26 protein-coding genes are annotated in these 24,542 nt (G+C 45.7%); 18 read left to right on the top strand and 8 right to left on the bottom strand.

Translation table 11 applies throughout. The features are described from left to right. The first annotated feature begins 182 nt into the window (after nt 1-182). From AB4185_RS11110 to AB4185_RS11090, 5 genes are all read left to right on the top strand, one after another. Nucleotides 183-761, top strand: coding sequence for an aminodeoxychorismate/anthranilate synthase component II (locus tag AB4185_RS11110; protein ID WP_171313449.1), 579 nt, complete (start codon nt 183-185; stop codon nt 759-761). Between the two features lie 464 nt (nt 762-1,225). Next, the gene (locus AB4185_RS11105; RefSeq protein WP_372135454.1) at nt 1,226-2,437 is read left to right on the top strand and encodes an aspartate aminotransferase family protein; all 1,212 of its coding nucleotides are present in this window, start codon (nt 1,226-1,228) and stop codon (nt 2,435-2,437) included. Nucleotides 2,438-2,544: 107 nt separating this feature from the next. Continuing rightward, nucleotides 2,545-3,564: an arginine N-succinyltransferase gene (gene astA / locus AB4185_RS11100; protein WP_372135453.1), complete on the top strand. Its 1,020-nt coding sequence runs from the start codon at nt 2,545-2,547 to the stop codon at nt 3,562-3,564. 39 nt (nt 3,565-3,603) lie between these two features. Next, entirely contained in the window at nt 3,604-5,061 is a 1,458-nt protein-coding gene (gene astD / locus AB4185_RS11095; protein WP_372135452.1) for a succinylglutamate-semialdehyde dehydrogenase, read from the top strand. A gap of 212 nt (nt 5,062-5,273) precedes the next feature. Next, nucleotides 5,274-6,065: a DUF1338 domain-containing protein gene (locus tag AB4185_RS11090; RefSeq protein ID WP_372107215.1), complete on the top strand. Its 792-nt coding sequence runs from the start codon at nt 5,274-5,276 to the stop codon at nt 6,063-6,065. 177 nt (nt 6,066-6,242) lie between these two features. Here the strand turns inward: AB4185_RS11090 and crp are convergent, their stop codons facing one another. The 6 genes from crp to AB4185_RS11060 all read right to left on the bottom strand — a co-directional run bounded on the left by crp (nt 6,243) and on the right by AB4185_RS11060 (nt 11,959). After that, nucleotides 6,243-6,875: a cAMP-activated global transcriptional regulator CRP gene (crp, locus tag AB4185_RS11085; protein WP_004729651.1), complete on the bottom strand. Its 633-nt coding sequence runs from the start codon at nt 6,873-6,875 to the stop codon at nt 6,243-6,245. Between the two features lie 239 nt (nt 6,876-7,114). Continuing rightward, on the bottom strand, nt 7,115-7,984 hold the full coding sequence (locus AB4185_RS11080; protein ID WP_010435210.1) for a phosphoribulokinase: 870 nt from the start codon (nt 7,982-7,984) through the stop codon (nt 7,115-7,117). A 77-nt stretch (nt 7,985-8,061) separates the two neighbouring features. Next, a complete protein-coding gene (locus AB4185_RS11075; RefSeq protein ID WP_010435208.1) occupies nt 8,062-8,274 on the bottom strand; it encodes a YheU family protein in 213 nt (70 codons plus the stop codon). 95 nt (nt 8,275-8,369) lie between these two features. Next, complete coding sequence (locus AB4185_RS11070; protein WP_019825349.1) at nt 8,370-9,362, bottom strand: hydrolase; 993 nt, start codon at nt 9,360-9,362, stop codon at nt 8,370-8,372. A gap of 207 nt (nt 9,363-9,569) precedes the next feature. Next, complete coding sequence (locus AB4185_RS11065) at nt 9,570-10,040, bottom strand: TIGR02444 family protein (protein ID WP_017066206.1); 471 nt, start codon at nt 10,038-10,040, stop codon at nt 9,570-9,572. Then, nucleotides 10,037-11,959, bottom strand: a complete 1,923-nt coding sequence (locus AB4185_RS11060) for an ABC transporter ATP-binding protein (protein WP_372135451.1) — start codon at nt 11,957-11,959, stop codon at nt 10,037-10,039. The genes AB4185_RS11065 and AB4185_RS11060 overlap by 4 nt, the downstream gene beginning before the upstream one ends. Before the next feature lie 174 nt (nt 11,960-12,133). Between AB4185_RS11060 and kefG the strand changes: the two genes are divergently transcribed. The 5 genes from kefG to AB4185_RS11035 all read left to right on the top strand — a co-directional run bounded on the left by kefG (nt 12,134) and on the right by AB4185_RS11035 (nt 16,726). After that, entirely contained in the window at nt 12,134-12,718 is a 585-nt protein-coding gene (gene kefG / locus AB4185_RS11055; RefSeq protein WP_017071307.1) for a glutathione-regulated potassium-efflux system ancillary protein KefG, read from the top strand. Continuing rightward, complete coding sequence (kefB, locus tag AB4185_RS11050; RefSeq protein ID WP_102428186.1) at nt 12,705-14,501, top strand: glutathione-regulated potassium-efflux system protein KefB; 1,797 nt, start codon at nt 12,705-12,707, stop codon at nt 14,499-14,501. The genes kefG and kefB overlap by 14 nt, the downstream gene beginning before the upstream one ends. Before the next feature lie 156 nt (nt 14,502-14,657). Continuing rightward, a complete protein-coding gene (locus tag AB4185_RS11045) occupies nt 14,658-14,858 on the top strand; it encodes a YheV family putative zinc ribbon protein (protein ID WP_029235422.1) in 201 nt (66 codons plus the stop codon). A 94-nt stretch (nt 14,859-14,952) separates the two neighbouring features. Then, nucleotides 14,953-15,543: a peptidylprolyl isomerase gene (slyD, locus tag AB4185_RS11040; RefSeq protein WP_017061108.1), complete on the top strand. Its 591-nt coding sequence runs from the start codon at nt 14,953-14,955 to the stop codon at nt 15,541-15,543. A 217-nt stretch (nt 15,544-15,760) separates the two neighbouring features. After that, entirely contained in the window at nt 15,761-16,726 is a 966-nt protein-coding gene (locus AB4185_RS11035; RefSeq protein WP_102428187.1) for an isoaspartyl peptidase/L-asparaginase family protein, read from the top strand. Between the two features lie 180 nt (nt 16,727-16,906). Here the strand turns inward: AB4185_RS11035 and AB4185_RS11030 are convergent, their stop codons facing one another. Both AB4185_RS11030 and AB4185_RS11025 read right to left on the bottom strand, forming a co-directional pair. Further along, nucleotides 16,907-17,134, bottom strand: coding sequence for a SlyX family protein (locus AB4185_RS11030; RefSeq protein ID WP_009848930.1), 228 nt, complete (start codon nt 17,132-17,134; stop codon nt 16,907-16,909). A 5-nt stretch (nt 17,135-17,139) separates the two neighbouring features. Next, nucleotides 17,140-18,117 (bottom strand): WD40 repeat domain-containing protein, encoded by a 978-nt coding sequence (locus tag AB4185_RS11025; RefSeq protein ID WP_102428188.1) that lies wholly within the window; start codon nt 18,115-18,117, stop codon nt 17,140-17,142. A 131-nt stretch (nt 18,118-18,248) separates the two neighbouring features. Between AB4185_RS11025 and fkpA the strand changes: the two genes are divergently transcribed. The 8 genes from fkpA (at nt 18,249) to fusA (ending at nt 24,374) form a co-directional block, all read left to right on the top strand. Further along, nucleotides 18,249-19,025 carry an FKBP-type peptidyl-prolyl cis-trans isomerase gene (gene fkpA, locus AB4185_RS11020; protein ID WP_017061105.1) on the top strand — a complete coding sequence of 259 codons (777 nt, stop codon included), beginning with the start codon at nt 18,249-18,251 and terminating at the stop codon, nt 19,023-19,025. A gap of 205 nt (nt 19,026-19,230) precedes the next feature. Beyond that, the gene (locus AB4185_RS11015) at nt 19,231-19,956 is read left to right on the top strand and encodes a transcriptional regulator (RefSeq protein WP_004729851.1); all 726 of its coding nucleotides are present in this window, start codon (nt 19,231-19,233) and stop codon (nt 19,954-19,956) included. Continuing rightward, complete coding sequence (tusD, locus tag AB4185_RS11010) at nt 19,950-20,339, top strand: sulfurtransferase complex subunit TusD (protein ID WP_017063709.1); 390 nt, start codon at nt 19,950-19,952, stop codon at nt 20,337-20,339. Before AB4185_RS11015 ends, tusD begins: the two co-directional genes overlap by 7 nt. Next, a complete protein-coding gene (tusC, locus tag AB4185_RS11005) occupies nt 20,336-20,692 on the top strand; it encodes a sulfurtransferase complex subunit TusC (RefSeq protein ID WP_102428189.1) in 357 nt (118 codons plus the stop codon). Before tusD ends, tusC begins: the two co-directional genes overlap by 4 nt. Nucleotides 20,693-20,700: 8 nt before the next feature. After that, nucleotides 20,701-20,976, top strand: coding sequence for a sulfurtransferase complex subunit TusB (gene tusB, locus AB4185_RS11000; protein ID WP_017063711.1), 276 nt, complete (start codon nt 20,701-20,703; stop codon nt 20,974-20,976). A gap of 182 nt (nt 20,977-21,158) precedes the next feature. Next, nucleotides 21,159-21,533, top strand: a complete 375-nt coding sequence (rpsL, locus tag AB4185_RS10995) for a 30S ribosomal protein S12 (protein WP_004737194.1) — start codon at nt 21,159-21,161, stop codon at nt 21,531-21,533. A 107-nt stretch (nt 21,534-21,640) separates the two neighbouring features. Next, on the top strand, nt 21,641-22,111 hold the full coding sequence (rpsG, locus tag AB4185_RS10990; RefSeq protein ID WP_010435163.1) for a 30S ribosomal protein S7: 471 nt from the start codon (nt 21,641-21,643) through the stop codon (nt 22,109-22,111). Between the two features lie 166 nt (nt 22,112-22,277). Further along, nucleotides 22,278-24,374: an elongation factor G gene (gene fusA / locus AB4185_RS10985; RefSeq protein ID WP_065584305.1), complete on the top strand. Its 2,097-nt coding sequence runs from the start codon at nt 22,278-22,280 to the stop codon at nt 24,372-24,374. Nucleotides 24,375-24,542 lie beyond the last annotated feature (168 nt).

Raw genomic sequence — 24,542 nt, 5'->3', positions numbered from 1 at the left:
GGCTTGCCATACAAGTAAGCCAATTCAGATAACTTAACGCTATCTGTAAACAATTAAGGTCAACTTAGGTTGGCCTTAATTATTGGCGAAATGCAGTTTCCACTTGCCTTTCGCTATGAGTATTGCACAATACCGCCCCTATATCTCCCAATCCTTTAGTATTTAGCAAACGATTTCGACCCATGTTACTTATCATCGATAACTACGACTCTTTTACCTATAACTTGTATCAGTATTTCTGTGAGTTAGGGGGAACTGTAAAAGTTGTTCGCAACGATGAGATTGATATTGCGGGCATCGAAGCGCTAAATCCTAGCCATCTTGTTATCTCGCCGGGCCCATGTACGCCCGATGATGCGGGAATTTCGCTGCAGGTGATTGAACACTTCGTTGGTAAGCTGCCGATCTTAGGTGTGTGTCTTGGTCATCAAGCCATTGCTCAAGTCTTTGGTGGTGAAGTGGTGAGAGCCAGACAAGTGATGCACGGTAAAACCTCGCCTATTCGTCATAACGGGAAGAGTGTTTTTCAAGGTCTCAATAACCCTCTGACTGTGACTCGTTACCACTCTTTAGTGGTGAAAAACGGCACATTACCAGACTGTTTTGAGCTGACGTCTTGGACGGAATTTGAAGATGGTAGCATGGATGAGATCATGGGTTATCAACACAAAACCTTGCCGATTGATGCCGTCCAATTTCACCCTGAATCGATTAAAACAGAGCAAGGACACCAGCTTCTCGCTAACTTCCTAGCACGCTGAGTGTTTAAATTTGACTCTTTCTCCGTCTAAATAAGCCAGTTTAACGTATTCCATTACCCGTTAAGCGTTTAAATTCGGGCGCTACGCGTCTTCATCCCTCTGACGCCGATCACTTTTTATAACATTTCTCCCTCGTCAGGCTAAGTTTTTAGCCTATGCAAAATTATTCGCGTTATTTCGTCTCGAACCCAATATACCGCAATGCCAGTAAGGCTTTGCTGTTGCTGGTTATACGTTTAGGTAAAAAAAGCTTCATAAAACAGATTAATTGATGCATAAATAGTCATAGGTAGTGACGTTTAGCTGGTTGTAAGGGATGGCTAAAGAATAATCTACTATTGAAAAGGTTAATTAAATGTAAATATAATGCTGCAGCGGGATTATGGCGAGACAAAATATCTTTGTCTCACTTATGAACCATTACGCTTATTTGCGAAGCTTGCGGTATCGAGAAGGAATGTACGATGACAGTGGAAAATAAAGTAGAACGTAGTCTGTTTAATGAGGTGATGGTGCCTTGTTATAACCCAATGGAAATGATCCCAGTAAAAGGGGAAGGCGCACGCGTTTGGGACCAACAAGGCCGAGAGTATATCGACTTTGCTGGTGGTATCGCTGTGAGCTGTTTGGGTCACTGTCACCCAGCAATGGTTAATGCTGTTACCGAGCAAGCAAACAAGATTTGGCACCTAAGTAATGTAATGACTAACGAACCTGCACTGCGTCTAGCGAAGAAGCTAACTGACGTATGTTTTGCAGAAAAAGTATTCTTTGCGAACTCTGGTGCAGAAGCGAACGAAGCAGCACTTAAGCTAGCTCGTCGTTGGGCGGCAGATGTTCATGGCCCTGAGAAATCTGAAATCATTGCATTCAAACAAGGTTTCCATGGTCGTACTTTCTTTACTGTAACTGTAGGTGGTCAAGAAGCTTATTCTGACGGCTTCGGTCCTAAACCGGGCGATGTAACTCACCTGCCTTACAATGATATTGCCGCGCTAGAAGCGCACATCTCTGATCGCACATGTGCAATCATGATGGAACCTCTGCAAGGTGAGGGTGGCATCATCTCTCCAACCTCTGAGTTTGTGAACACGGTTCGTGAGCTGTGTGACAAGCACAATGCGCTGCTTATTTTTGATGAAGTGCAAACAGGTAATGGCCGTACGGGCAATTTTTATGCGTATCAAGGCCTAGGTGTGACACCTGATATCTTAAGTACAGCAAAATCACTCGGTGGTGGTTTCCCTATCGGCGCGATGCTAACAACGACTGAACTCGCGACACACCTAAAAGTCGGTACGCACGGTTCAACATACGGCGGTAACCCACTAGCGTGTGCCGTTGCTGAAGCGGTTGTTGACGTCGTTAGCCAACCAGAAACCTTAGCTGGCGTAAAAGAGCGTGAAGCGCTGTTTCGTGACGGCTTAGCTAAGATTAATGACAAATATCAAATATTCAGTGAAGTTCGTGGTAAAGGCCTATTGTTAGGCGCTGCACTAAATGACGAGTGGCAAGGACGTGCACGTGACGTATTAGTAGCGGCAGGCGAACAAGGCTTGATGGTACTGGTTGCGGGTGCAAACGTGGTTCGTTTTACGCCATCACTGGTTATTACTACACAAGAAATTGAAGAAGGCTTATCAAAACTAGACAAAGCAATCGCTACGCTAGTTTAGCCTAAGCGGCGTCATAGGAATGATCGCCATTAGAGCGATCCCATGACGTTTTGCTAAAGGCCCAAGCTTCTGGTTTTGGGCCTATTTTGCATCTGGAGGGAATATTGATGCTAGTTGTTCGCCCAATAAAACTGTCTGATTACGATGCGCTGCACACCTGTGCAGTTGAATCAGGTCATGGATTCACATCTCTTCCGGTTAACGAAGAATTGTTAACTAACCGAATTACCCATTCTGAATACAGCTTTGCGAAAGCAGACGTGACCGAACCCGGTGATGAAGGCTATCTAATGGTGGGTTTCGACGCTGAAACTGGCGAAGTTGCTGGTACCACAGGCATTGAAGCTTCAATTGGTTGGGACGTTCCGTTTTACTCTTACCACATCAGTAAAGTGGTTCACTCATCGCAAAAGCTTGGCGTGAATAACGTGGTGAAGCTGCTGACTTTCGGTAACAACTACACAGGGTGCAGCGAGATTTGTACGCTGTTCTTACGTCCTGATTACCGCAAAGGCTTAAACGGTCGACTGATGTCTAAGTGTCGTTTCCTACTGATGGCTGAGCACCCAGAGCGTTTCTCAAAAACGATCTTTGCTGAGATGCGTGGTGTATCAGATGCGGAAGGCAATTCTCCTTTCTGGCAATGGCTGCAAGAACATTTCTTCTCGATTGACTTCACGCTTGCCGATTACCTAACCGGTATTGGTAAGAAAGGCTTCATTGCTGACCTAATGCCTAAGCTACCTATCTACGTGAACCTACTGAGCAAAGAAGCTCAAGCGGTGATCGGAGAGGTACATGACAATACGCGCCCTGCACTTAAGTTGCTGGAACGTGAAGGTTTCACCAACCGTGGTTATGTCGACATCTTTGATGCAGGCCCAACGGTTGAGTGTGATCTAAGAAACATCGAATCTGTGCGTCACTCAATTCGAGCACAGGTTCAAATTGCAGAGCACTCTAGCTCTAAAGACTTCCTAATTGGTAATACCTCGTTTGAGAACTTCCGCGCAGTAGCCGCGAAAGGTGCGTATGACCAAGCAAGCGACACAGTGATTTTATCATCTGAAGTAGCAAGCGCTCTTGAAGTAAAAGAAGGCGAATTCGTTCGCATGTTGGCTCAATAAGAGCGGCGATTATCTGTCGAAGATTTTAAGGATAGAAGTATGACTCAGTGGATAGCAGGACAGTGGGTGGCAGGTCAAGGTGACGCCATGACATCAGTAAGCCCATACAACAATGAAGTAGTGTGGCAGGGTGATAGCGCGACACCAGCACAGGTTGAATCTGCAGTAGCAGCAGCTCGTGAAGCCTTCTTGGTTTGGAAAAAACTGAGCTTTGCAGAGCGTGAAGCGATCGTGTTGAACTTTGCTGAGAAAGTTAAAGAGAACAGCGAAGAAATCGCGCAAATCATCGCGAAAGAGACGGGTAAACCGATTTGGGAAACTCGCACTGAAGCGGGCGCAATGGCGGGCAAGATTGCTATTTCAATTCGTGCTTACCATGAGCGTACCGGTGAAGCTTCTCGTGAAGCGGCAGGCAACCAGATTGTACTGCGTCACCGTCCATTAGGCGTGATGGCAGTATTTGGTCCTTATAACTTCCCTGGTCACCTACCTAACGGTCATATTGTTCCTGCACTGCTATCGGGTAATACCGTGGTATTTAAGCCTTCAGAGCAGACACCTTGGACGGGTGAGTTTGCGATGAAATTATGGCAAGAAGCGGGTCTTCCTGCTGGCGTAATCAACCTAGTACAAGGCGCTAAAGAGACAGGTATCGCACTGGCCGATGCTAAAGGTCTTGATGGCGTGCTGTTCACAGGTAGTGCTAATACGGGGCATATCCTTCACCGTCAATTCGCAGGTCAACCGGGCAAGATGTTGGCGCTAGAGATGGGCGGCAACAACCCTATGGTGATCACTGACCAATTTGGTGATGCTGACGCGACGGTTTATACCATTATCCAGTCGGCCTTCATCAGTGCGGGCCAACGTTGTACATGTGCACGTCGCTTGTATGTACCTGTTGGAGAGAAGGGCGATCAACTGCTCGATAAGCTCGTTGCTGCTACCTTGAAGATTCGTGTTGATCAGCCATTCGCTGAGCCAGCACCCTTCATGGGGCCACAAATCTCTGAAGCGGCGGCTAAGTTCATTCTGGACGCGCAAGCTAATCTGCAATCGTTAGGCGGTGTCAGCCTAGTAGAAGCAAAAGCGGGTCAAGCGGCGTTTGTTTCTCCGGGTATTATCGACGCAACCAACATTGCTGAGCTGCCGGATGAAGAGTACTTCGGTCCACTGCTACAAGTGGTTCGTTACCAATCGCTAAAGCAAGCGGTTGAGCTAGCTAACGACACTCGTTTTGGTTTGTCTGCGGGTCTTGTATCAACAGATGATTCTGAATGGGAATATTTCGTTGACCATATCCGTGCGGGTATTGTTAACCGTAACCGTCAGCTAACAGGCGCAAGTGGTGATGCACCATTTGGTGGTCCGGGTGCTTCAGGCAACCTACGCCCAAGTGCTTACTATGCGGCGGACTACTGTGCTTATCCTATGGCTTCAATGGAAGGCGGTGAAACTCAACTTCCAGCAACGTTTAGCCCGGGTATTGAGCTTTAATTTAGGCTAATGAGTCTTAGGCTCATGCGTTAAGCTTGAAATAGGGAAGTGGTGCTATCGCTTCCTTTTTCCATCACGCCCAACACCTAGATTGGGCGGTAGATAATAATAGAAAAGTATGTCACAGGCTGATGGCTGCTGACTCTGTGTCTCAGCCTCTCCCTTTCTAATCCAAATTACTAGCTTGCTAGAACCTTTGACAAGGAGTCACCATGACGCCCGATCTACTCTTTAAATCACTTTGGGACGATTACATTCACAGGCTTTGTCCATCGGCTGAGAAAGTGCATCACTTGCTGAAAGAAGACGAAGCTCTGATTAATGATCACATTGCACTGCGTACTTTCAATGTTGCTCCGCTAGGTATTGAAACATTGGCTAAGCCTTTCCTTGAGCTAGGTTATAAAGCGTGTGGCGATTACTTGTTTGAGAGTAAGAAGCTAGTCGCGAAGCATTACGAGCACCCAGATCCAAATCAACCTAAAGTGTTCATTAGTGAGTTGAAGGTCGAAGAGTGTTCAAGTGACTTACAACAGATCGTTGCTAAATTGGTTGAGCAAGTCGACGTAAGCAAGCTTCAAGGCCATGAGTTCTTGTTTGGTGGTCGTCTTTGGGATTTGAGCTTCGCTGACTTCCAAGTACTAGCGAAAGAGAGCGAATACGCGTCTTGGCTCGCGGCTCATGGATATGGTGCAAACCACTTTACGGTGAGTGTGAACCAGCTAAATGAATTTGATGAAGTGCAGGCGGTGAATGACTACCTGAGCGAGTCAGGCTTCACGATCAATGCATCTGGCGGTCAGGTTAAAGGCTCTCCAGAGGTCTTATTAGAGCAATCATCAACAATGGCAGACAAAGTCCCAGTTTCATTTGTTGAAGGCAATGAGATGATTCCTGGCGGCTTCTATGAGTTCGCTAAGCGTTATGCGATGGTCAACGGTGAGCTTTACACAGGTTTTGTTGCAGCATCAGCTGACAAAATCTTCGAAAGCACTAACGGTTAAAGAAAGATACGAGTACGGACTTTACCCTAAAGATGCAGATAGGCTTCGCTTCGAGAGTGTTTGCGCTTCGAAGCTGTAGGTGTTTCATTCGTATTTTCTTTGTAGATCTTTAGAAAACAAAAAAGCCACCAAATTTGCATTTGGTGGCTTTCAAATTTTAGGCTCAGTTAATCGAGATTAACGAGTGCCATATACCACGATAGTTTTACCGTGTGCAGAAATTAGGTTCTGCTCTTCTAGCATCTTCAAGATACGACCAACTGTCTCACGAGAACAACCAACGATCTGGCCAATCTCTTGGCGAGTGATCTTGATTTGCATGCCGTCAGGGTGAGTCATTGCATCTGGTTGTTTTGCTAGGTTTAGTAGCGTTTGTGCGATACGACCAGTTACGTCAAGGAACGCTAAGTCACCAACTTTTTGGCTAGTTACTTGTAGACGGTTTGCCATTTGCGCTGATAGACGCATTAGGATGTCTGGGTTCACTTGGATAAGTTGACGGAATTTCTTGAAAGAAATTTCAGCTACTTCACAAGGAGATTTTGCACGAACCCAAGCTGTACGCTCTTGGTCTTCTTCGAATAAGCCTAGCTCACCGATGAAGTCGCCTTGGTTTAGGTAAGAAAGAATCATTTCCTTACCTTCTTCGTCTTTGATAAGAACTGCCACAGAACCTTTAACAATGTAGTACAAGGTTTCTGCCTTTTCACCAGCATGAATCAAAGTACTTTTTGATGGGTACTTATGAATATGACAGTGTGAAAGGAACCACTCTAATGTTGGATCGGTTTGAGGTTTACCTAGAACCATAATATCTCACTTCCTCTGCAGGGTATGCTTGCCGCTTTCCGTATTTTAGCTAAGCCTGGATTGACTTGTAGGATAAGAGCACTCGTTGAGCGCTGCAAGCTATCTTGTGTTTCGTTTAAGAATAGTATCCTTTTTCAGGTACTATTTCTTGATTTTAATCGTGACCAAGCTACGATTTTTTACGCAAAATTGTGCACATGATCACGGTATGAAAAGTAATCAACCAGAATGGTGCTCTGTTAACCAATTTTTCCGGTTTCGATGAGTTGTTGTAGGATCGGCCTTACAATGAGCTCCATAGCAAAACTCATCTTCCCTCCTGGTACCACAAGCGTGTTGTGGCGAGACATAAATGAGCCATCAATCATAGCTAAAAGGTAAGGGAAATCGACGTTTTTGATGCCGCGCAAACGTATAACAACGAAGCTTTCGTCTAAACTTGGGATCCCTTTAGCGTTGAGAGGGTTTGATGTGTCTACGGTTGGAACACGCTGAAAGTTGATGTGAGTACGCGAAAACTGAGGAGTAATGTAGTTAAGGTAATCATCCATCGAGCGAACAATCGAGTCCATTACTGCTTCACGAGAATGACCACGATCGCGTGTGTCGCGAACGAATTTCTGGATCCATTCTAAGTTGACGATAGGTACCATGCCGATCAGCAAGTCGACGTGTTGAGAAACATTGATATCGCCATCAACCACACCGCCGTGCAGGCCTTCGTAAAACATCACATCTGAATTTTCTGGGATCTCTTGCCATGGCGTAAAGGTGCCTGGCATTTGATTGTAAGGAACGGCTTCATCGAACGTGTGCAGGTAGCTACGTACCTTGCCTGTACCTTCGTTACCGTATTTACGGAAGAACTCTTCTAGCGCACCAAAGTCGTTGGCTTGTGGACCAAAGTAGCTGATGTGCTTACCTTGCTCGCGCGCTTTACGGATCTCGACATCCATCTCTGGTCGAGTGAAGCGATGGAAACTATCCCCTTCAACCCAAGCGGCCTTCACGTCCATCATATTGAACATTTTACGGAAGGCTTCTGAGGTGGTGGTGGTGCCGGCTCCAGATGAACCCGTCACCGCAATAATTGGATGTTTAGCGGACATGACAACCCTTGTCTTTTGAGTAACTTACTTGTTAGCAATCGTTTACCACTATAACACGGCTCCTTTATGAGCGCAGCTTAGAAGCGTTTTGTGACTTGAATATCAACGGTTTCATGGAGCTCAGAAAACACAATGCTGACTTCTCCTGAAGCTAATTGATGTTTCACTTGATCAATCTTGTTTTGCAGTGAAACCTCTACGTCGCCGTAGTCTGTGCCTTCACGCAGCACGAACTCTTTGATGAGGTTTTCCAGTGTCTCTGGCGCAATGTCTTGCCATGGGATGATCATAAATACTTCTCTCTTTTATGTTCATAAATAGGTTTATTGATGTAGAAATGCGTGTGCTTAGTATTGTTTTACTTCTATTTACTAAGGCTCGGTCATTATGCCGAATCTTGGATACTTTCATAGTAGGCAGGCAAGGCTTCTTCTAACCAAAACCTTGGCTTGAGTGTACTGCCAGTAATAAACCCAACATGGCCGCCTTTTTGAAACAGTCGATAATCGATGTTATCGGGCAGAACAAATTTTGGGATCACATCATCGGTCATGAAAGGGTCGTCTTTGGCATGAATGATCTGAGTCGGTAGTTTGATCTTATTGAGCTTAGGCAGAGCAGAACATTGCGCATAATAATCTTGGGCATTTTTGAAGCCGTGCAGAGGCGCAGTGATTCGTTCATCAAACTCATACAGTTTGGTGATGTTCTTGATGGCTTCAGCGGTGATGCCAAGTTTTTCCTGCAGCAGGTTAACCTTTTTTAGCGCATTCGATTTTAGAGAGTTGAGCAGGTACTTCTTATAGAGCTTGGAGAAACCACGCTCAATACGACTAGAGCAACACGCTAAGTCAAAAGGAGCAGATACGATGGTCGCCGCCGACAGCAATGGGTCGTCTGCGTACTCAGCCAAATAGTTCGCCAGCATGTTTCCACCTAAAGATATGCCAACCGCAACCTTAGGGTTATTCGGAAACTGGGCGTGCAGGTGTCTTAGAAAAAAGCGCGCATCTTCGACTTCACCTGAATGGTAAGCGCGAGCCAGGCGATTGGGTTTTCCGCTGCAGCCTCTGAAGTGCATCATCACGGACAACCAACCATCTTTAGCAAACGCATTCATTAATCCATTGGCATAAGGGCTCTCAAAGCTACCTTCTAAACCGTGGAATAGAACGAATATCGGCTTGCTACTGCGATCATTTTTATTTGAGGTGTCACCGTCTGGTGATTCGCTCCAAGCAAGATCAAGAAAGTCACCATCGGGTGTTTCTAAGGTTTGCCAGTGAGGATGAAACAGCGCCTGCTTTCGAATAAACCGTGGCACTAAGGTTTGTAAGTGCGGATTAGAGAGACCAGCAGCTGCGGTAAATATTGTCATAAAAACGATCCATGCTTCTTTATACGGGTTTTGATAACGTGTTGAGTTTGTAACGAAACGCCCACGTTTTTATTTGAGCTTGGTTGATTCTCGGCATAAGCGCAAGGCTTCACTTATACGAGATACAAAAACAGACTATGGGTAACCGTTTGAATAATATCAAGGTTAAGCTTGGATCTTGATTGAATAAAAGGGAAAGAGAACGAGCTAGGGCTGTGGTGCTGGTTCAGAAAAAGCGTCGCAGAGGTTTTCAGCCCCTAATAAACGACAGTACTGAAAAGTGAGCGGTGATTGCTGGTTAGCGTACAGTTGTAGGGAGTTTATACAGTCGACCAGATCGGACTGTTGTTGCTTTTCAAGCTGTAACTCAAACTTTAGCGCTTCACGGTATAGAGAGTCGACAACGTGTGCTTTGAGATGCTTACGTAGCTCTCGATAACTATGAAGCAGGGTTTCAGAGCGGCTCAAGCACTGTTGAACTTTGTGCCACTCTTCTTCGGCAAAAGACAATTGCTGCTCATCAAGCCATTTGAGCAGCAGCAGTAGATTGACGTTGCCGTGAAACTGGTTTTGTAAAGCTAGGCACGCATCCTTTACACCACGCACACTGTAATACTGAAGGCTAAATTGCCATAGTCGTTCCAGTGTTAGTGATATTGGGGCGTGCTCTGGGCTCATAAGCTATCCATATCCTGTTCCATCTGCTCAAGCTCTTCTTGAGTGGACATCCAATCCATTTCAACTTCTTCTAGCTGTGATTTACTGCTCGCTTGGAGAGCGAGTACTTTATTCAGTTTAGCCTTATTTTCAGCTTCATACAGTGAAGTGTCGGATAATTCTTGCTCGGCTTCTTCAAGAGCCAACGTTAATTTATCCATCTGCTTTTCAAATTGACTCAGCTTTTTACGAATTGGTGCCGTTAGTTTACGGAACTCTGCTTCTTTACGTTTCTGATCTTTTTTTGCTGTTGCACTGTTGGCGCCGTCTTTTGCTGGTGCCAATGCTTGTGCTTCTTTGCGTTCAACTTTCTGCTGTTCGGTTAGCCACTTGTAGTAATCGCTTAGGTCACCATCAAACGGTGCCACTTGGCGGTCGTGTACCAAATACAAATCATCGGTAGTCGCACGGAGTAGGTAACGGTCATGCGATACGATAACCATTGCGCCTTCAAACGTCTGCAATGCAAACGTCAGCGCCTGACGCATGTCGAGATCCAAGTGGTTGGTTGGTTCATCGAGCAGCAACAGATTCGGTTTTTGCCATACTAGTAGCGCCAGAACTAAACGCGCTTTTTCACCGCCTGAGAAGGGGGCTACTTTATCGAGCGCTTTTTCACCTTGGAAACCGAAGCTACCTAGGTAATCACGCAGTTGTTGCTCTGTGTGTTTAGGGGCAATCTGCATCATGTGTTGCAGCGGTGTTTCTTCTGGGTGCAGCGTCTCTAACTGGTGCTGTGCAAAGTAACCCATCTTAACGCCTTGTGAATAGCTCAGTTCACCACCTTGCTGTTTCAGTTCGCCAGAAAGGAGTTTAATCAGCGTTGACTTACCAGCGCCATTTCGGCCAAGTAGACCAATACGACTGCCCGGTACTAGGTTCAAGCGAATCTTCTCTAGAATCAGGTTGTCATCGTAGCCCGCAGAGACTTCATCCATCATCATGATTGGATTTGGTAGCGCGTCTGGTTCTCTAAACTCAAAGCTGAATGGGTTATCAAATTGAGCGGGCAGCACTTGTTCCATTTTCTCTAGCGCTTTAATACGGCTTTGCGCTTGGCGAGCCTTTGAAGCTTTGTAACGGAAACGGTCAATGTAGCTCTGCATGTGAGACATCTGTTTCTGCTGCTTTTGGTACATTGCTTGTTGCAGAATCAGTTTTTGCGCTCGTTGGGTTTCGAACGATGAGTAGTTACCCGTGTACTCATTGAGCTGTTGGTTTTCAACGTGCACGATGCGGTTGACGATAGGGTCTAAGAAGTCTCTATCGTGCGAGATAAGCACTAGCGTGCCAGGGTAGCTTTGTAACCAACGCTCGAGCCACATTACTGCGTCTAAATCCAAGTGGTTGGTAGGCTCATCGAGTAGCAGTAGGTCACTGCGACACAGTAGGGCTTGCGCTAGGTTCAAACGCATACGCCAACCACCTGAGAATTGAGTCAGGTTCCATGTCATTTGTTCTTGGCTAAAGCCTAGGCCATCCAGTAACTCGGCAGCACGTGCCTTTATGCTGTAACCACCAATGGTTTCAATCTTGCCGTGGATCTCTGCTACCAATGTGCCATTGTCGGCTTGTTCAGCTTTCTCTAGTTGATCTTCAAGGCCGCGGTATTCACGGTCACCATCAATCACGTATTCAATTGCTGTTCTTTCTAATGCAGGGGTTTCTTGAGCAACCCAAGCCATTTCCCAATGGGCAGGTTTGCTGAATGAGCCCGCATCAATAGACAGTTCGTCCTTAATTAAGGCGAATAGCGTAGATTTACCACAGCCGTTTTTACCAACCAAACCGATCTTGTCGCCAGGGTGAAAAGTCGCAGATGCTTGGTCGAGGAGTGGCTTACCGCCGCGTAGCAATTGAATATCAGAGAAAGTAATCATAATTGAAATAGCATAGAAATTAGAGGTGAACAGACGCCTGCATAGTAGGCTGAAACCAGATAAAAGTCGATCACAATGCAATTTGCGTTATGATGCCAATAACATATTAATAACTTTTGCTTAAATTCTTGTGGCCTTGCCACCGTTTAGCCCTCAAAGGAATGTTTCAAAGGAATGAGTAATACTCCCTCGACAGACAAAGTCGTGCCAAAGGTGTTGATCATCTACGCGCACCCAGAGCCGCAAACCTCTATTGCTAACCAGATGATGGTTAAGAAGGTAGAGTCGCTCGGTCATGTCAAAGTTCATGATCTCTACGCCATCTACCCTGACTTCTTTATTGATGTGCCTTATGAGCATGAATTGCTCCTTCAGTACGATGTGATCGTGTTCCAGCATCCTCTGTTTATGTATTCTTGTCCTTCGTTATTGAAGGAGTGGTTTGATCGAGTATTAGGCAAGGGCTTTGCGTTTGGTGAGCAAAGTGCACTTAAGGGTAAGCATTGGCGCAGTGTTATCACCACGGGTGGTAAAGAAGAGGCGTTTGGTGCTGCAGGCTATAATAAGTATCCCTTACAAGAGATCTTGCAACCGTTTGAGCTAACTGCCGCTTTGTGCCAGATGCACTGGATGTCACCTTTAGTTTTACATTGGGCTAGAAATGTCTCGGATATGACGCGTTACCAACACGCTGAAGAATATCGAAATTGGTTGCGAGATCCGCTACAAGATATAGGAGCGAATGATGGCTCTGACTAATGATTTCCTACAAAGTAGCGCTATATTTTTAGCGGCGGCTGTGGTTGCGGTTCCTATCGCGCAGCGAGCAGGCTTAGGTTCAGTATTAGGTTACTTATTAGCGGGTGTCGCTATTGGTCCATGGGGGCTTGGCCTAATCAGTGACGTAGAGGCCATTCTACATTTCTCAGAGTTCGGGGTGGTGCTGCTGCTCTTCCTTATTGGTTTAGAGCTTAACCCCAAAAAACTGTGGCAGATGCGGGCGCCTATTCTCGGCTTAGGGGGGGCGCAAGTGTTGATCACCACCTTGATTATTACCGCCATCGCCTGTCTATTTGGATTAACCTGGCAAACCAGTCTCGTGATAGGTATGGGTTTGGCGCTGTCTTCGACTGCGATTGCCTTGCGTGTTATTGAAGAGCGAGAGCTCGGCGGCAAAGAAGCCGGGCAGTCGGGCTTTGCAGTACTGCTTTTCCAAGATATCGCTGTTATTCCAATGCTAGCAATGTTGCCTCTACTTGCGGGTAATACCGGCGGTAGCTGGGCTGACATGCTGTGGATGCTGGGTGGCGTGATTGGCCTACTGGTCGGTGGCCACTTCTTGTTGAGACCACTTTTCCGATACGTAGTGATGAGTGGTGTGCGTGAGTTATTCACCGTTGCAGCGCTGTTACTTGTGATTGGTATTGCCGTGATCATGCAACAGATTGGCTTATCGATGGCATTAGGTACCTTCCTTGCGGGCGTGCTTCTGGCTGAAAGTGAATACCGACACGAGCTTGAAATTGCGATTGACCCATTCAAAGGGTTACTGCTCGGCCTGTTCTTTATCTCGGTTGGCATGGCGGTAAATCTAGGTTTATTGGCAGAAAGCCCATTCGCAATACTAATAGCTGTAATGGCCCTCGTGGTGTTGAAAGGTTTAGTGCTGTACGCGCTAGCTCGTATCTTTGGAACACAGGCAAAAGCGCGTAGCCGAATGGCGATGATACTCAGCCAAGGTGGTGAGTTCGCTTTCGTTATTTTTACTGCGGCGAGTGCTCAAGGCATCTTAAGTGGCGAACAAGTGTCGTTCTTACTGGTGGTTGTGAGCCTTTCTATGGTGACCACGCCATTGATGCTTAAACTGCAAGACCGATTCTTTGCACGTCAGCTTAATCAAATCAGTGAAAGTGCGATGTCTTCGGATGTGGTTGATCGCAGCCCTCGAGTGATTATTGCGGGCTTTGGTCGTTTTGGTCAGATCATTGGTCGTCTGATGTATGCCAACAAGATTCGTATCACTGTCCTTGAAAGTGATGCCAGCCAAATACACATCCTTAGAAAGTTCGGCTACAAGGTGTTTTACGGAGACTCGACTCACCTAGAGCTATTACGCGCAGCCGGTGCTGATAAAGCAGAGGCGATTGTGTTGTGTACTGACTCCCCAGATGAAATCATGAAAACCGTCGATTTATGTAAGCAGCACTTCCCACGCTTAAAGATCTTGGCGCGTGCACGAAGCCGTGTTGAAGCGTATCAACTACTTAACCACGGTGTGAGTAACTATTCGCGTGAAACCTTCCTTGGAGCATTGGATTTAGGTCGTCAAACATTGACTGAACTTGGCATGCATCCATATAAAGCGAAGCGAGCAGAAGCACACTTTAGAAAGTTGGATAATGGTATGCTGAAAGAGTTGCTGCCTCAGCATAACGAAGATGCCGAGTTAGCCCAAAGAGCGAAAGAGGCTCGTAAAGAACTTGAAGAGATCTTTGGACACGAGATGGAAAACGATCACCAATCTCGAAACTATTGGCAGTAGCTTGAAGTGATAACTCATGCTTGAGCTTAGAAATAGAGCTTGGGCATAGAAATAACAGACTATAGAACTAACCTAATAATAAACGCGGTCTCTGCTTAACTTATCAATAAAGTGAGTGGGAAGAACCGCGAATCCAGAGCAGTAAAGGATATGAACGTGAAACAGAAAAAACGCTTTATCGCAGGGGCAAGCTGCCCAAGTTGCAACACTCAAGACACACTCCGTTGGTGGATTGAAAATAATATCGAGCTGGTGGAATGTGTCGATTGTGACTTCACAGAACAGCGTAAACCGAAAACTGTAGAGAAATCTGAACACGCGAATCAAGAAATGATCGGTATTTTTAAGCCAGAATGATTGAGTTTCGTTGATTGATCCCCATAATATCCCGGTACAGAATTTTTCCTAAGCTCAACTGTTCGAGCTTAGTCCAAACCTCCTTGGAGCTCTCATGAAAATTGAAAAGAACGTAGTAGTTAGTGTTGCATATCAAGTGAAACTTGAAGATGGCGTAGTAGTTGACCAATCAACTGCAGAAGCTCCACTAGATTACCTTCACGGTCACAACAACCTAATTACAGGTCTTGAAAAAGAGCTTGAAGGCAAAGTAGCTGGCGACAAGTTCTCTGCAACTGTTACTCCAGAAGACGCATACGGCGAACACAACGACGCACTAGTTCAACGTGTTCCTGCTGACGTATTCCAAGGTGTTGAGCAAATCGAAGTTGGCATGCGTTTCCTAGCGGATACTGACCAAGGTCCAATCCCAGTTGAAGTTACTGAAGTAGATGGCGACGAAGTTGTTGTTGATGGTAACCACATGCTAGCTGGCCAAACTCTAACGTTTGACGTTGAAGTTGTAGCGGTTCGTGAAGCGACTGAAGAAGAAGTTCAACACGGTCACGTACACCAAGAAGGCGGCTGTGGCGGTCACGACCACGATCATGACCACGAAGGCGGTTGCTGTGGTGGCGAAGGCCATGACCACGGTGAAGAGAAAAAAGACGGCTGCTGCGGCGGCGGTAGCTGTGGTTCTCACTAATACCGAATTAACGGTTTAGTTTAAGAATCTTGAAAGCCTCCCTTGTGGAGGCTTTTTGCGTTTAGGAGTCTCGCTTTTTGACCTCGCTTTTCTCTACCAAACTAAGTGTCCGCAAATCTAAGCATTCGTAAAAGTTTGGTTTTCGTTATCAGACATCGAACCATGGATGTGGTATTGATAGCACAACATTATAAGACGACGTCAGTGGAGAGTTTGTATGTCACAGCCTTTTTCAATTGCCATTCATGGTGGTGCAGGAACCATCTTGCGCGAGCAAATGAGCTATGAATTAAAAGCGGGTATTACCGAGGCTTTGGAAAAATCGGTTTTGGCTGGTTATCAAATATTGCAATCGGGTGGTGATGCTCTGGATGCGGTAGTGGCATCGGTTAAGGTGATGGAAGACAGCCCGCACTTTAATGCCGGTAGGGGCTCTGTTTTAACGCATGATGAATTTGTTGAGATGGACGCTTCTGTGATGCATGGCCGCGAAATGGATGCAGGTGCTATTGCAGGCGTTCGCCATATCAAAAACCCAATTGAGCTTGCACGTGATGTGATGCGGAAAAGCGACCATGTGTTGCTGATTGGTGAAGGTGCCGAGAAGTTTGCGTTTGAGCATGACTACACATTTACCGAGCAAGACTACTTCTTTACTGAGCGCCGCTATGACCAACTTCAGTCGATGAAAGAGAAAGGCATCTTTGCTCTGTCTGAAGCGAAATATGATGAACAGCAAGCTGAGAAATACCCTGACGATAAAAAGTACGGCACGGTTGGTGCGGTCGCATTAGACCAAGCGGGTAACTTAGCGGCAGCAACCAGTACCGGTGGCGTGACCAATAAGAAATACGGTCGTGTGGGTGACTCTCCGATCATTGGTGCAGGAACCATCGCTGAAAATGGCAATGTTGCCGTCTCAACAACCGGGATGGGTGAGTTCTTCCTACGTAAAATGGTCGCCAGTGATGTCGCAGCACGAATGCGTTATCTGAAAGAAGATGTGCACACCGCTTGTGAAACGATCATTCAAGGTGGATTGAAAACCATGGGTGGAGAAGGTGGCTTGATCGCTATCGATGGCCAAGGCGATATACATTTTGGTATGAACAGCTCAGGAATGTATCGTGCAAGCGTTGATACTCAAGGTCGTGTTGAAGTGAAGATTTATGCCGACGACTAAGTTGGTATCGGCTTAATTGGCTTTAGCTTATTCACTGAGATGAAATAAACAAAAGGGCGACAGATAAGTATCTGTCGCCCTCTTAGTTTTCTATGTCCCGTCCTGAAATGTGTTTACACATTGAGGACGAGAAACTAACGATATGCGTCGTTAGATTTAATTGGTTATTTTGAACCGCACTTAATAGTGTGGAGGTGGCGTCTCTTCTGATGCGTCAGCTAGATTAGAGCCATCCATATTTTTTACTTTGCCAACCACGAACTTCATCTGATCTTGCATTCTCGTGATTAACATTTGTTGTTGGCTAAGCGCTTCATTGAGTTCTTCAATGGTCTGTTCTTGGAAAGCTAGCTGACACTCTAGGTCATTTACGCGGCTTTCTAGTTGTTCAACTCGCTTTTCTGTCATCGTTCTTAATCCACATTCCAAGCTTGGGCAATGCCCGCAGAGGTGCCCGATATCACACGGTTCTTATCATCAAAGGCTGCATCATACACTACCGCACGAGGAGGGCGAGCATCTTTTAATGGCTCAGCATCGTGGCGAGAAATTCGCTTGCCATCCTGAGTATTCCACACACTCACTTGGCTGGATGGTGTGCCCGTCACCAACAGACTGCCGTCATCAGAAAAACGCGCACTCGAGAAAATCAACTGTCGAGACCAGCTTTGCAATTGCGCTTGAGGTTCGCCCGTTTCAAGATCCCAAATCATCGCTTGATTGCCGCCATCAGAGGTAAAAGCCAGTTCACCATCGCGTTGTAGCGCGACTCGTACTACTCTTTGTTCATGCTCAAAGGTGCGCAACACCAAGCCCGACTCGGTATCCCAAAGGTAAGCTTTGTAGTCGTTGCCGCCTGATAATGCGTAGCGGCCATTAGAAGAGAGGGAGACTGAATTCACTTTTTCTCGGTGAGCAAGGAACTCCAGACGGCGTCCGGTGACTAAGTCCACATAGATGGCTTTTCCATTAGAAAGGCCAAGCAGTACTTTTTCACCATTGCTAGAGATATCGACATCGCGAATCAAGCCGTCGGAGATAGACCAGAGCCCTTGTGCTTGAGTCCAAGATAAGTCCCAAACGGCGAAGTTCATCTGGCTAGCGGTAATGGCAAAACGGCCATTGTCCGAGATACGGATACGCGATACTTGGTTTTCTAACTGGTCTTGTGGACCAAGCCGAGCCAACTCTTGGTCTTCGGCGAGGTCCCAAAGGAGCAGTTGCTTTTGCTGAGAGTAGAGCAGGGCGAAGCGTCCATCTCTGCTAAGGGCAAAGCTGGTGGCACCATTGGGTTCAATTTCCCAACGCTGCTCATCATCTTGGAAGAAAAAGCAACCATTTAACAAGGTGATGACAATTGTACATAGCAATGAGTGGAAAAATATTCGCATCACATCTAATAATCCGGTTTGTGTCGAAAGACATATGACTAGTATATTGTTATAACTAACGTATTCACACCAATCTAATCATTAGATTTGTGCACAATAACCAATGGCTTGGCCATTAATTGGAGAATTCAATGAAATCAGTTTTAAAAGTATCACTGCTTGCCGCAACGGTTATGCTAGCAGTTGGTTGTCAGAAAGAAGAACCAAAGGCAGAAGCTCCACAGGTAGAAGAAGTTAAAGTTGAAGCAGTAAACTTTAAAACAGAAGATGACAAAGCGGCTTACGCAATCGGTGTATCTTTCGCTAACTACCTAAGCACAAGCATTGATAAGCCAAGCGAGCTAGGTATCAACCTAGACAAAGATATGGTTCTTCAAGGTATCGAAGACGTATTCGCAGAGAAAACAGCACTTAACGAAGAAGAAACTCGCGCAGCTCTTGAAGCTCTAGACAAGCGTGTTGCTGAAACGATGCAAGCACAAGCGGCAGAAAAATCTGCAGAAGTGAAGAAAGCCGGTGATGACTTCCGCGCTGAGTTCGCTAAAACTGAAGGCGTTAAGCAAACTGAATCTGGTCTACTTTACCAAGTAATGACTGCTGGTGAAGGCGCTTCTCCAAAAGACACTGATACCGTTCAAGTACACTACAAAGGTACGCTAACAGACGGTACTCAGTTCGACAGCTCTTACGATCGTGGCGAACCAGCAACATTCCCACTAAACCGCGTAATCCCAGGCTGGACTGAAGGCGTACAACTGATGCAAGTTGGTTCTAAGTACAAGTTCGTTATCCCGCCAGAGCTAGCATACGGTGAGCAAGACACACCGACTATCCCAGCTAACTCAACGCTAGTATTCGAAGTAGAACTACTAAACATCGATAACGCTGAAGCAGCTCCTGCACAGTAATATCGGTTAAAAGCCTCGTACTAAAATACGTTGATTGAATAAAAAGCCTAACTTTGAGTTAGGCTTTTTTTATGATTTGAAGATGAGTATTTGATTTTTAAACTTGTTCTAAATCACTAGTTGCAATGTTAGCTAGGTGTGCAATTAAAATTTTCTGATAAACTTACATAAATTTGTTGATTTTTCACACGAAGGTAAGGAATAAGTGACTACTACAGAAACAGTCAATGCAGATGTGTTACTTGAAATGGAATCAGTCCACGTTATGCCATTCAGTGAACACGATAAAATCATTCTAAGATCTTATGAGGCCGTTGTTGACGGTATTGCGAGCCTTATTGGTCCGTTTTGTGAAATCGTTTTGCACTCTTTAGAAGACCTCAATACTTCTGCGATTAAAATTGCCAACGGCGAAAATACAGGTCGTCAGGTTGGCTCGCCGATCACCGATCTTGCATTGAAGATGCTAAAAGATATTGAAGGTTCTAAGCGTAACTTCTCACGTTCATACTTCACTCGCGCTAAAGGCGGAGTGTTGATGAAGTCGATCACGGTTGCTATCCGCAACGGTGAAGACCGAGTGATTGGCCTACTGTGTATTAACGTGAATCTAGACGCGCCATTCTCACAAGTGCTGCAATCGTTCATGCCTACACAAGACGCAGACGAAGCCGCATCATCGGTTAACTTCGCTAGTGACGTTGAAGAACTTGTCGACCAAACGGTTGAACGCACCATTGAAGAAATTAACGCTGACAAATCGGTATCGAACAATACTAAGAACCGTCAGATCGTGATGGAGCTGTACGACAAAGGTATTTTCGATATTAAAGACGCGATCAACCGCGTTGCTGAGCGACTGAACATCTCTAAGCACACCGTGTACCTATACATCCGCCAACGTAAAACAGAGGATGAAGAGGGTTGCTAAGCTATACACTCCTAGTGAATGGGCCAGTCTATGGCTCACAGTCAGCAAGAAGTGCCTACCAGTTTGCCGTGGCTCTGATTAAACAGGGCCACAAACTTCACAGTGTGTTCTTCTATCAAGATGGCGTCAGTAACGGCTCAGACCTTACCGTACCGGCTAACGATGAATTTGATTTAGCTTCTGCTTGGCAAAAGCTGGCTGATGAACACGATGTTAGCCTTGAAACCTGTGTGGCAGCTGCGCTAAGACGCGGAGTGATTAGCTCTGAAGAAGCAGAGCAACATCAACTAAGTGCCTCTAACCTAGCCACTGGATTTACTCAAGCCGGATTAGGGAGCTTATCGGAAGCGCTACTAACGCAAGATAGGGTTGTGCAGTTTTGAGAAAGTTAGCCTTTATATTTAACAGTTTCCCTCATACGACCGCTGCGGGTAGAGAAGGGTTAGACGCATTACTTGCTGCATCTGCTTACAGTGAAAATATCGCCGTGTTCTTTGTTGGCGATGGCGTGACACAGCTTCTCAAGGCGCAGCAGCCCGACGAAACACTATCGCGTGACTACATCTCTGCATTCAAACTTATGGACCTGTACGACATCGAACAGGTGTATGTGTGTCAGCGTAGTCTGAGTCAGTTTGGTCTTTCAGCAGACAACCTGCTGATCGATGTGACCACCGTTGAAGCCGACGAGTTAACGCAGAAGTTAGCTCAGTGCCAACAGATACTGACTTTCTAGGGGACGCTATGCTTCATATTGTAAAATCAGTCGACAAACTTAAACTCGCATTGACCTATTCTCAGCCACAAGATCAGTATCTTTTGGTGGAAGATGCGGTGTATGTTTGCCTTCCCAATCATGAGTTATTCACTCAAATCTGCGCAGTAGAGCAGGTGTCGGTGTTAAAACCAGATCTCGATAGCCGAGGTTTACAACTACTTGTCTCAAGTACCATTGATCAAGTTGACTTCGATGGCTTCGTTAAACTGACGGTTTTGAACGACAAATCAGTCACTTGGTAGCTGTGTTTTATCAGTTTGGTTAAAAGTAGACCATCCTGAGCTCTAGACGGCTAAAAAAGATCTGTATATTTCTTGACACACCTCCCACTGCTGAATAGAATTTTGCGTCCCTAATTACGACTTGTGATTAGGGATAGATTTTTCACAAAGCTTACTTTCAAGTAAATTTCAGGAGCTAGTTAATGGCAACTATTAACCAGTTGGTTCGCAAACCTCGTGTAAAGCAAGTTGTTAAAAGCAACGTGCCTGCACTAGAAGCGTGCCCACAAAAACGTGGTGTATGTACTCGTGTTTACACTACTACACCTAAAAAACCTAACTCGGCACTACGTAAAGTATGTCGTGTACGTCTAACTAACGGTTTCGAAGTAACTTCGTACATCGGCGGTGAAGGCCACAACCTACAAGAGCACAGTGTTGTACTAATCCGTGGCGGTCGTGTAAAAGACCTTCCGGGTGTTCGTTACCACACTGTTCGCGGCGCACTTGACTGTGCTGGCGTTAACGACCGTAAACAAGGTCGTTCTAAGTACGGTGTGAAACGTCCTAAGTCTTAATTGATTCTCTTTTTTAAAAAGAAATCGTTAAGTAAGGCCAAACACTATTTTATTTATTATTCTGAAAAGTTTTGGAAAAAACCTGAAGAAGACAACGGAGAATATCCATGCCACGTCGTCGCGTAATAGGTCAGCGTAAGATCCTTCCAGATCCTAAGTTCAAATCTGAATTGCTGGCAAAATTCGTTAACATCCTTATGGTTGACGGAAAGAAATCTACTGCAGAAAAAATCGTTTACACTGCACTAGATTCAATGGCTGAGAAGTCTGGTAAAGACCACTTAGCTGTATTTGAAGAAGCTCTTGAAAATGTTCGCCCAGCGGTAGAAGTTAAATCTCGCCGTGTAGGTGGTTCAACTTACCAAGTACCTGTAGAAGTTCGTCCGGTTCGCCGTAACGCTCTTGCTATGCGTTGGGTAGTTGAAGCTGCGCGTAAGCGTGGTGAAAAATCTATGGCTCAACGCCTAGCTGCTGAAATGCTAGACGCGTCTGAGAACAAAGGTACTGCGGTTAAGAAACGTGAAGACGTTCACCGCATGGCTGACGCAAACAAAGCGTTCGCACATTACCGTTGGTAATACCTTTTTAGTGCTGCAAGGTTCCTTGCAGCACTTCTTTAGTTCCTATGCTTATGCTAGGAACTATTGCTATTTCTAGGGCAAGCAATTTTTAGCGAAGCATCGCTTTTAACGCCTAATCTAGACATAGCAATAGTCCCTAAGTCTCTAATAAGAGGATTCAACCGTGGCTCGTAAAACTCCTATAGAGCAATACCGTAATATCGGTATCGTTGCTCACGTAGATGCAGGTAAAACAACCACAAGTGAACGTATTCTGTTCTATACCGGTCTTTCTCACAAAATCGGCGAAGTTCACGATGGTGCAGCAACCATGGACTGGATGGAGCAAGAGCAAGAGCGCGGTATTACGATCACTTCAGCAGCAACCACTACGTTTTGGCGTGGTATGGAAGCTCAGTTCTCGGACCACCGTATTAACATCATCGACACTCCTGGACACGTTGACTTCACAATCGAAGTAGAACGTTCTCTGCGTGTGCTTGATGGTGCAGTTGTTGTGTTCTGTGGCTCATCTGGTGTTGAACCTCAGTCAGAGACAGTATGGCGTCAAGCTGATAAGTACCAAGTTCCACGTATGGTTTTCGTTAATAAAATGGACCGTACCGGCGCTGACTTCTTGCGCGTAGTTGAACAGATCAAGGACCGCTTAGGCGCAACTCCTGTTCCAATTCAACTGAACATTGGTGCTGAAGAAAACTTCCAAGGCGTTGTCGATCTTATCAAGATGAAGGCAATTAACTGGAATGAAGCTGACCAAGGCATGACTTTCACGTACGAAGATATTCCTGCAGACATGCAAGAAATGGCTGAAGAATATCGTACAGAACTTGTTGAAGCTGCTGCAGAAGCAAATGAAGAGCTGATGGATAAGTACCTTGAAGAAGGTGAACTAACAGAAGCTGAAATCAAACAAGGTCTTCGTACTCGTACCCTTAATAATGAAATCGTACTTGCTACTTGTGGTAGTGCATTCAAAAACAAAGGTGTACAAGCTGTTCTAGATGCAGTTGTTGATTTCCTTCCTTCTCCAGTCGATGTACCTGCAATTAAAGGTATCGATGAAGACGAGAATGAAGCAGAGCGTCACGCAGACGACAAAGAACCGTTCTCAGCGCTAGCATTTAAGATTGCAACAGACCCATTCGTTGGTACTTTAACTTTCATCCGTGTTTACTCTGGTGTTGTTGAAAGCGGTAAAACAGCTTATAACTCTGTGAAGAAACAACGTGAACGCTTAGGTCGCATTGTTCAAATGCACTCAAACAAGCGAGAAGAAGTAAAAGAAGTACGAGCAGGTGACATCGCAGCCATCATTGGCCTGAAAGATGTGACTACTGGTGAAACCCTTTGTGACCAGAACCATAAGATTGTTCTTGAGCGCATGGAGTTCCCAGACCCAGTTATTCAGATCGTTGTAGAGCCAAGCTCTCAAGCTGATCAAGATAAAATGACTATCGCTCTAGGTAAACTAGCAGCGGAAGACCCATCGTTCCGCGTTGATATGGATGCGGAAACTGGCCAGACTCTGATTTCTGGTATGGGTGAACTACACTTAGATATCATCGTTGACCGTATGAAGCGCGAATTTAGCGTGAACTGCAACGTTGGTAACCCGCAAGTGGCTTACCGTGAGACTATTCGTGGTACAGCGAAAGCGGAAGGTAAATTTATCCGTGAACATGGTGGTAAAGGTCAGTACGGTCACGTATGGCTGAAACTAGAACCATCAGAAGCTGGCGAAGGCTTTGTCTTTGTGGATGAAATTGCCAATGGTATCGTACCGAAAGAGTTTATCGCTTCAGTTGCTAAAGGCGTTGAAGAGCAGATGAACAATGGTGTGCTTGCTGGCTATCCAGTTTTGGATATCAAAGCTACACTATATGATGGTTCTTACCATGAAACAGATTCAAGTGAGATGGCGTTTACAATCGCTGCCTCTATGGCTTTCAGAGCGGGTGCACTTGAAGCGCAACCGGTTCTGCTTGAGCCTATGATGAAAGTTGAAGTAACTACTCCAGAAGACTGGATGGGTGACGTTGTTGGCGATATTAACCGTCGTCGCGGCATCATCGAAGGTATGGACGAGGGGACAGCTGGCCTGAAGATAATTCGTGCACAAGTTCCGTTGTCTGTCATGTTCGGTTACGCAACTGATTTACGTTCTGCGACACAAGGTCGTGCTTCTTACTCTATGGAGTTTAGTGAGTACGCTGAAGTGCCTAACAATGTTGCAAAAGCAATCATTGCAGAGCGTGGTTAAACAAAAGGAAGGCATTTTTTTTCATTTTTTGAAAGAACAATGCGTCCAAATATTGCGCTAACGAGAGTTGGCGCATAAAATAGCAATTTCTGGCGCGTCTCGCTCAATAATGAACGTGGCGAATCATAACTAGGAAGGAACACGATTGTGTCTAAAGAAAAATTTGAA

This window comes from Vibrio sp. 10N.286.48.F5 (genome assembly GCF_041469785.1).
Taxonomy (GTDB): Bacteria; Pseudomonadota; Gammaproteobacteria; order Enterobacterales; family Vibrionaceae; genus Vibrio; species Vibrio crassostreae_C.
This window is presented reverse-complemented; position numbering and strand designations above follow the sequence as displayed.

Excerpts from the sequence above, each read along its gene's own strand:
- AB4185_RS11090 (WP_372107215.1), top strand. The coding sequence starts at position 5,274 with ATGACGCCCGATCTACTCTTTAAATCACTTTGGGACGATTACATTCAC.
- AB4185_RS11030 (WP_009848930.1), bottom strand. The coding sequence starts at position 17,134 with ATGACAGAAAAGCGAGTTGAACAACTAGAAAGCCGCGTAAATGACCTA.
- rpsL (WP_004737194.1), top strand. The coding sequence starts at position 21,159 with ATGGCAACTATTAACCAGTTGGTTCGCAAACCTCGTGTAAAGCAAGTT.
- fkpA (WP_017061105.1), top strand. The coding sequence starts at position 18,249 with ATGAAATCAGTTTTAAAAGTATCACTGCTTGCCGCAACGGTTATGCTA.
- AB4185_RS11110 (WP_171313449.1), top strand. The coding sequence starts at position 183 with ATGTTACTTATCATCGATAACTACGACTCTTTTACCTATAACTTGTAT.
- AB4185_RS11080 (WP_010435210.1), bottom strand. The coding sequence starts at position 7,984 with ATGTCCGCTAAACATCCAATTATTGCGGTGACGGGTTCATCTGGAGCC.
- tusB (WP_017063711.1), top strand. The coding sequence starts at position 20,701 with ATGCTTCATATTGTAAAATCAGTCGACAAACTTAAACTCGCATTGACC.
- AB4185_RS11065 (WP_017066206.1), bottom strand. The coding sequence starts at position 10,040 with ATGAGCCCAGAGCACGCCCCAATATCACTAACACTGGAACGACTATGG.
- astA (WP_372135453.1), top strand. The coding sequence starts at position 2,545 with ATGCTAGTTGTTCGCCCAATAAAACTGTCTGATTACGATGCGCTGCAC.
- AB4185_RS11060 (WP_372135451.1), bottom strand. The coding sequence starts at position 11,959 with ATGATTACTTTCTCTGATATTCAATTGCTACGCGGCGGTAAGCCACTC.
- AB4185_RS11075 (WP_010435208.1), bottom strand. The coding sequence starts at position 8,274 with ATGATCATCCCATGGCAAGACATTGCGCCAGAGACACTGGAAAACCTC.
- crp (WP_004729651.1), bottom strand. The coding sequence starts at position 6,875 with ATGGTTCTAGGTAAACCTCAAACCGATCCAACATTAGAGTGGTTCCTT.
- astD (WP_372135452.1), top strand. The coding sequence starts at position 3,604 with ATGACTCAGTGGATAGCAGGACAGTGGGTGGCAGGTCAAGGTGACGCC.
- AB4185_RS11105 (WP_372135454.1), top strand. The coding sequence starts at position 1,226 with ATGACAGTGGAAAATAAAGTAGAACGTAGTCTGTTTAATGAGGTGATG.
- AB4185_RS11035 (WP_102428187.1), top strand. The coding sequence starts at position 15,761 with ATGTCACAGCCTTTTTCAATTGCCATTCATGGTGGTGCAGGAACCATC.
- kefG (WP_017071307.1), top strand. The coding sequence starts at position 12,134 with ATGAGTAATACTCCCTCGACAGACAAAGTCGTGCCAAAGGTGTTGATC.
- rpsG (WP_010435163.1), top strand. The coding sequence starts at position 21,641 with ATGCCACGTCGTCGCGTAATAGGTCAGCGTAAGATCCTTCCAGATCCT.
- slyD (WP_017061108.1), top strand. The coding sequence starts at position 14,953 with ATGAAAATTGAAAAGAACGTAGTAGTTAGTGTTGCATATCAAGTGAAA.
- AB4185_RS11025 (WP_102428188.1), bottom strand. The coding sequence starts at position 18,117 with ATGCGAATATTTTTCCACTCATTGCTATGTACAATTGTCATCACCTTG.
- AB4185_RS11070 (WP_019825349.1), bottom strand. The coding sequence starts at position 9,362 with ATGACAATATTTACCGCAGCTGCTGGTCTCTCTAATCCGCACTTACAA.
- kefB (WP_102428186.1), top strand. The coding sequence starts at position 12,705 with ATGGCTCTGACTAATGATTTCCTACAAAGTAGCGCTATATTTTTAGCG.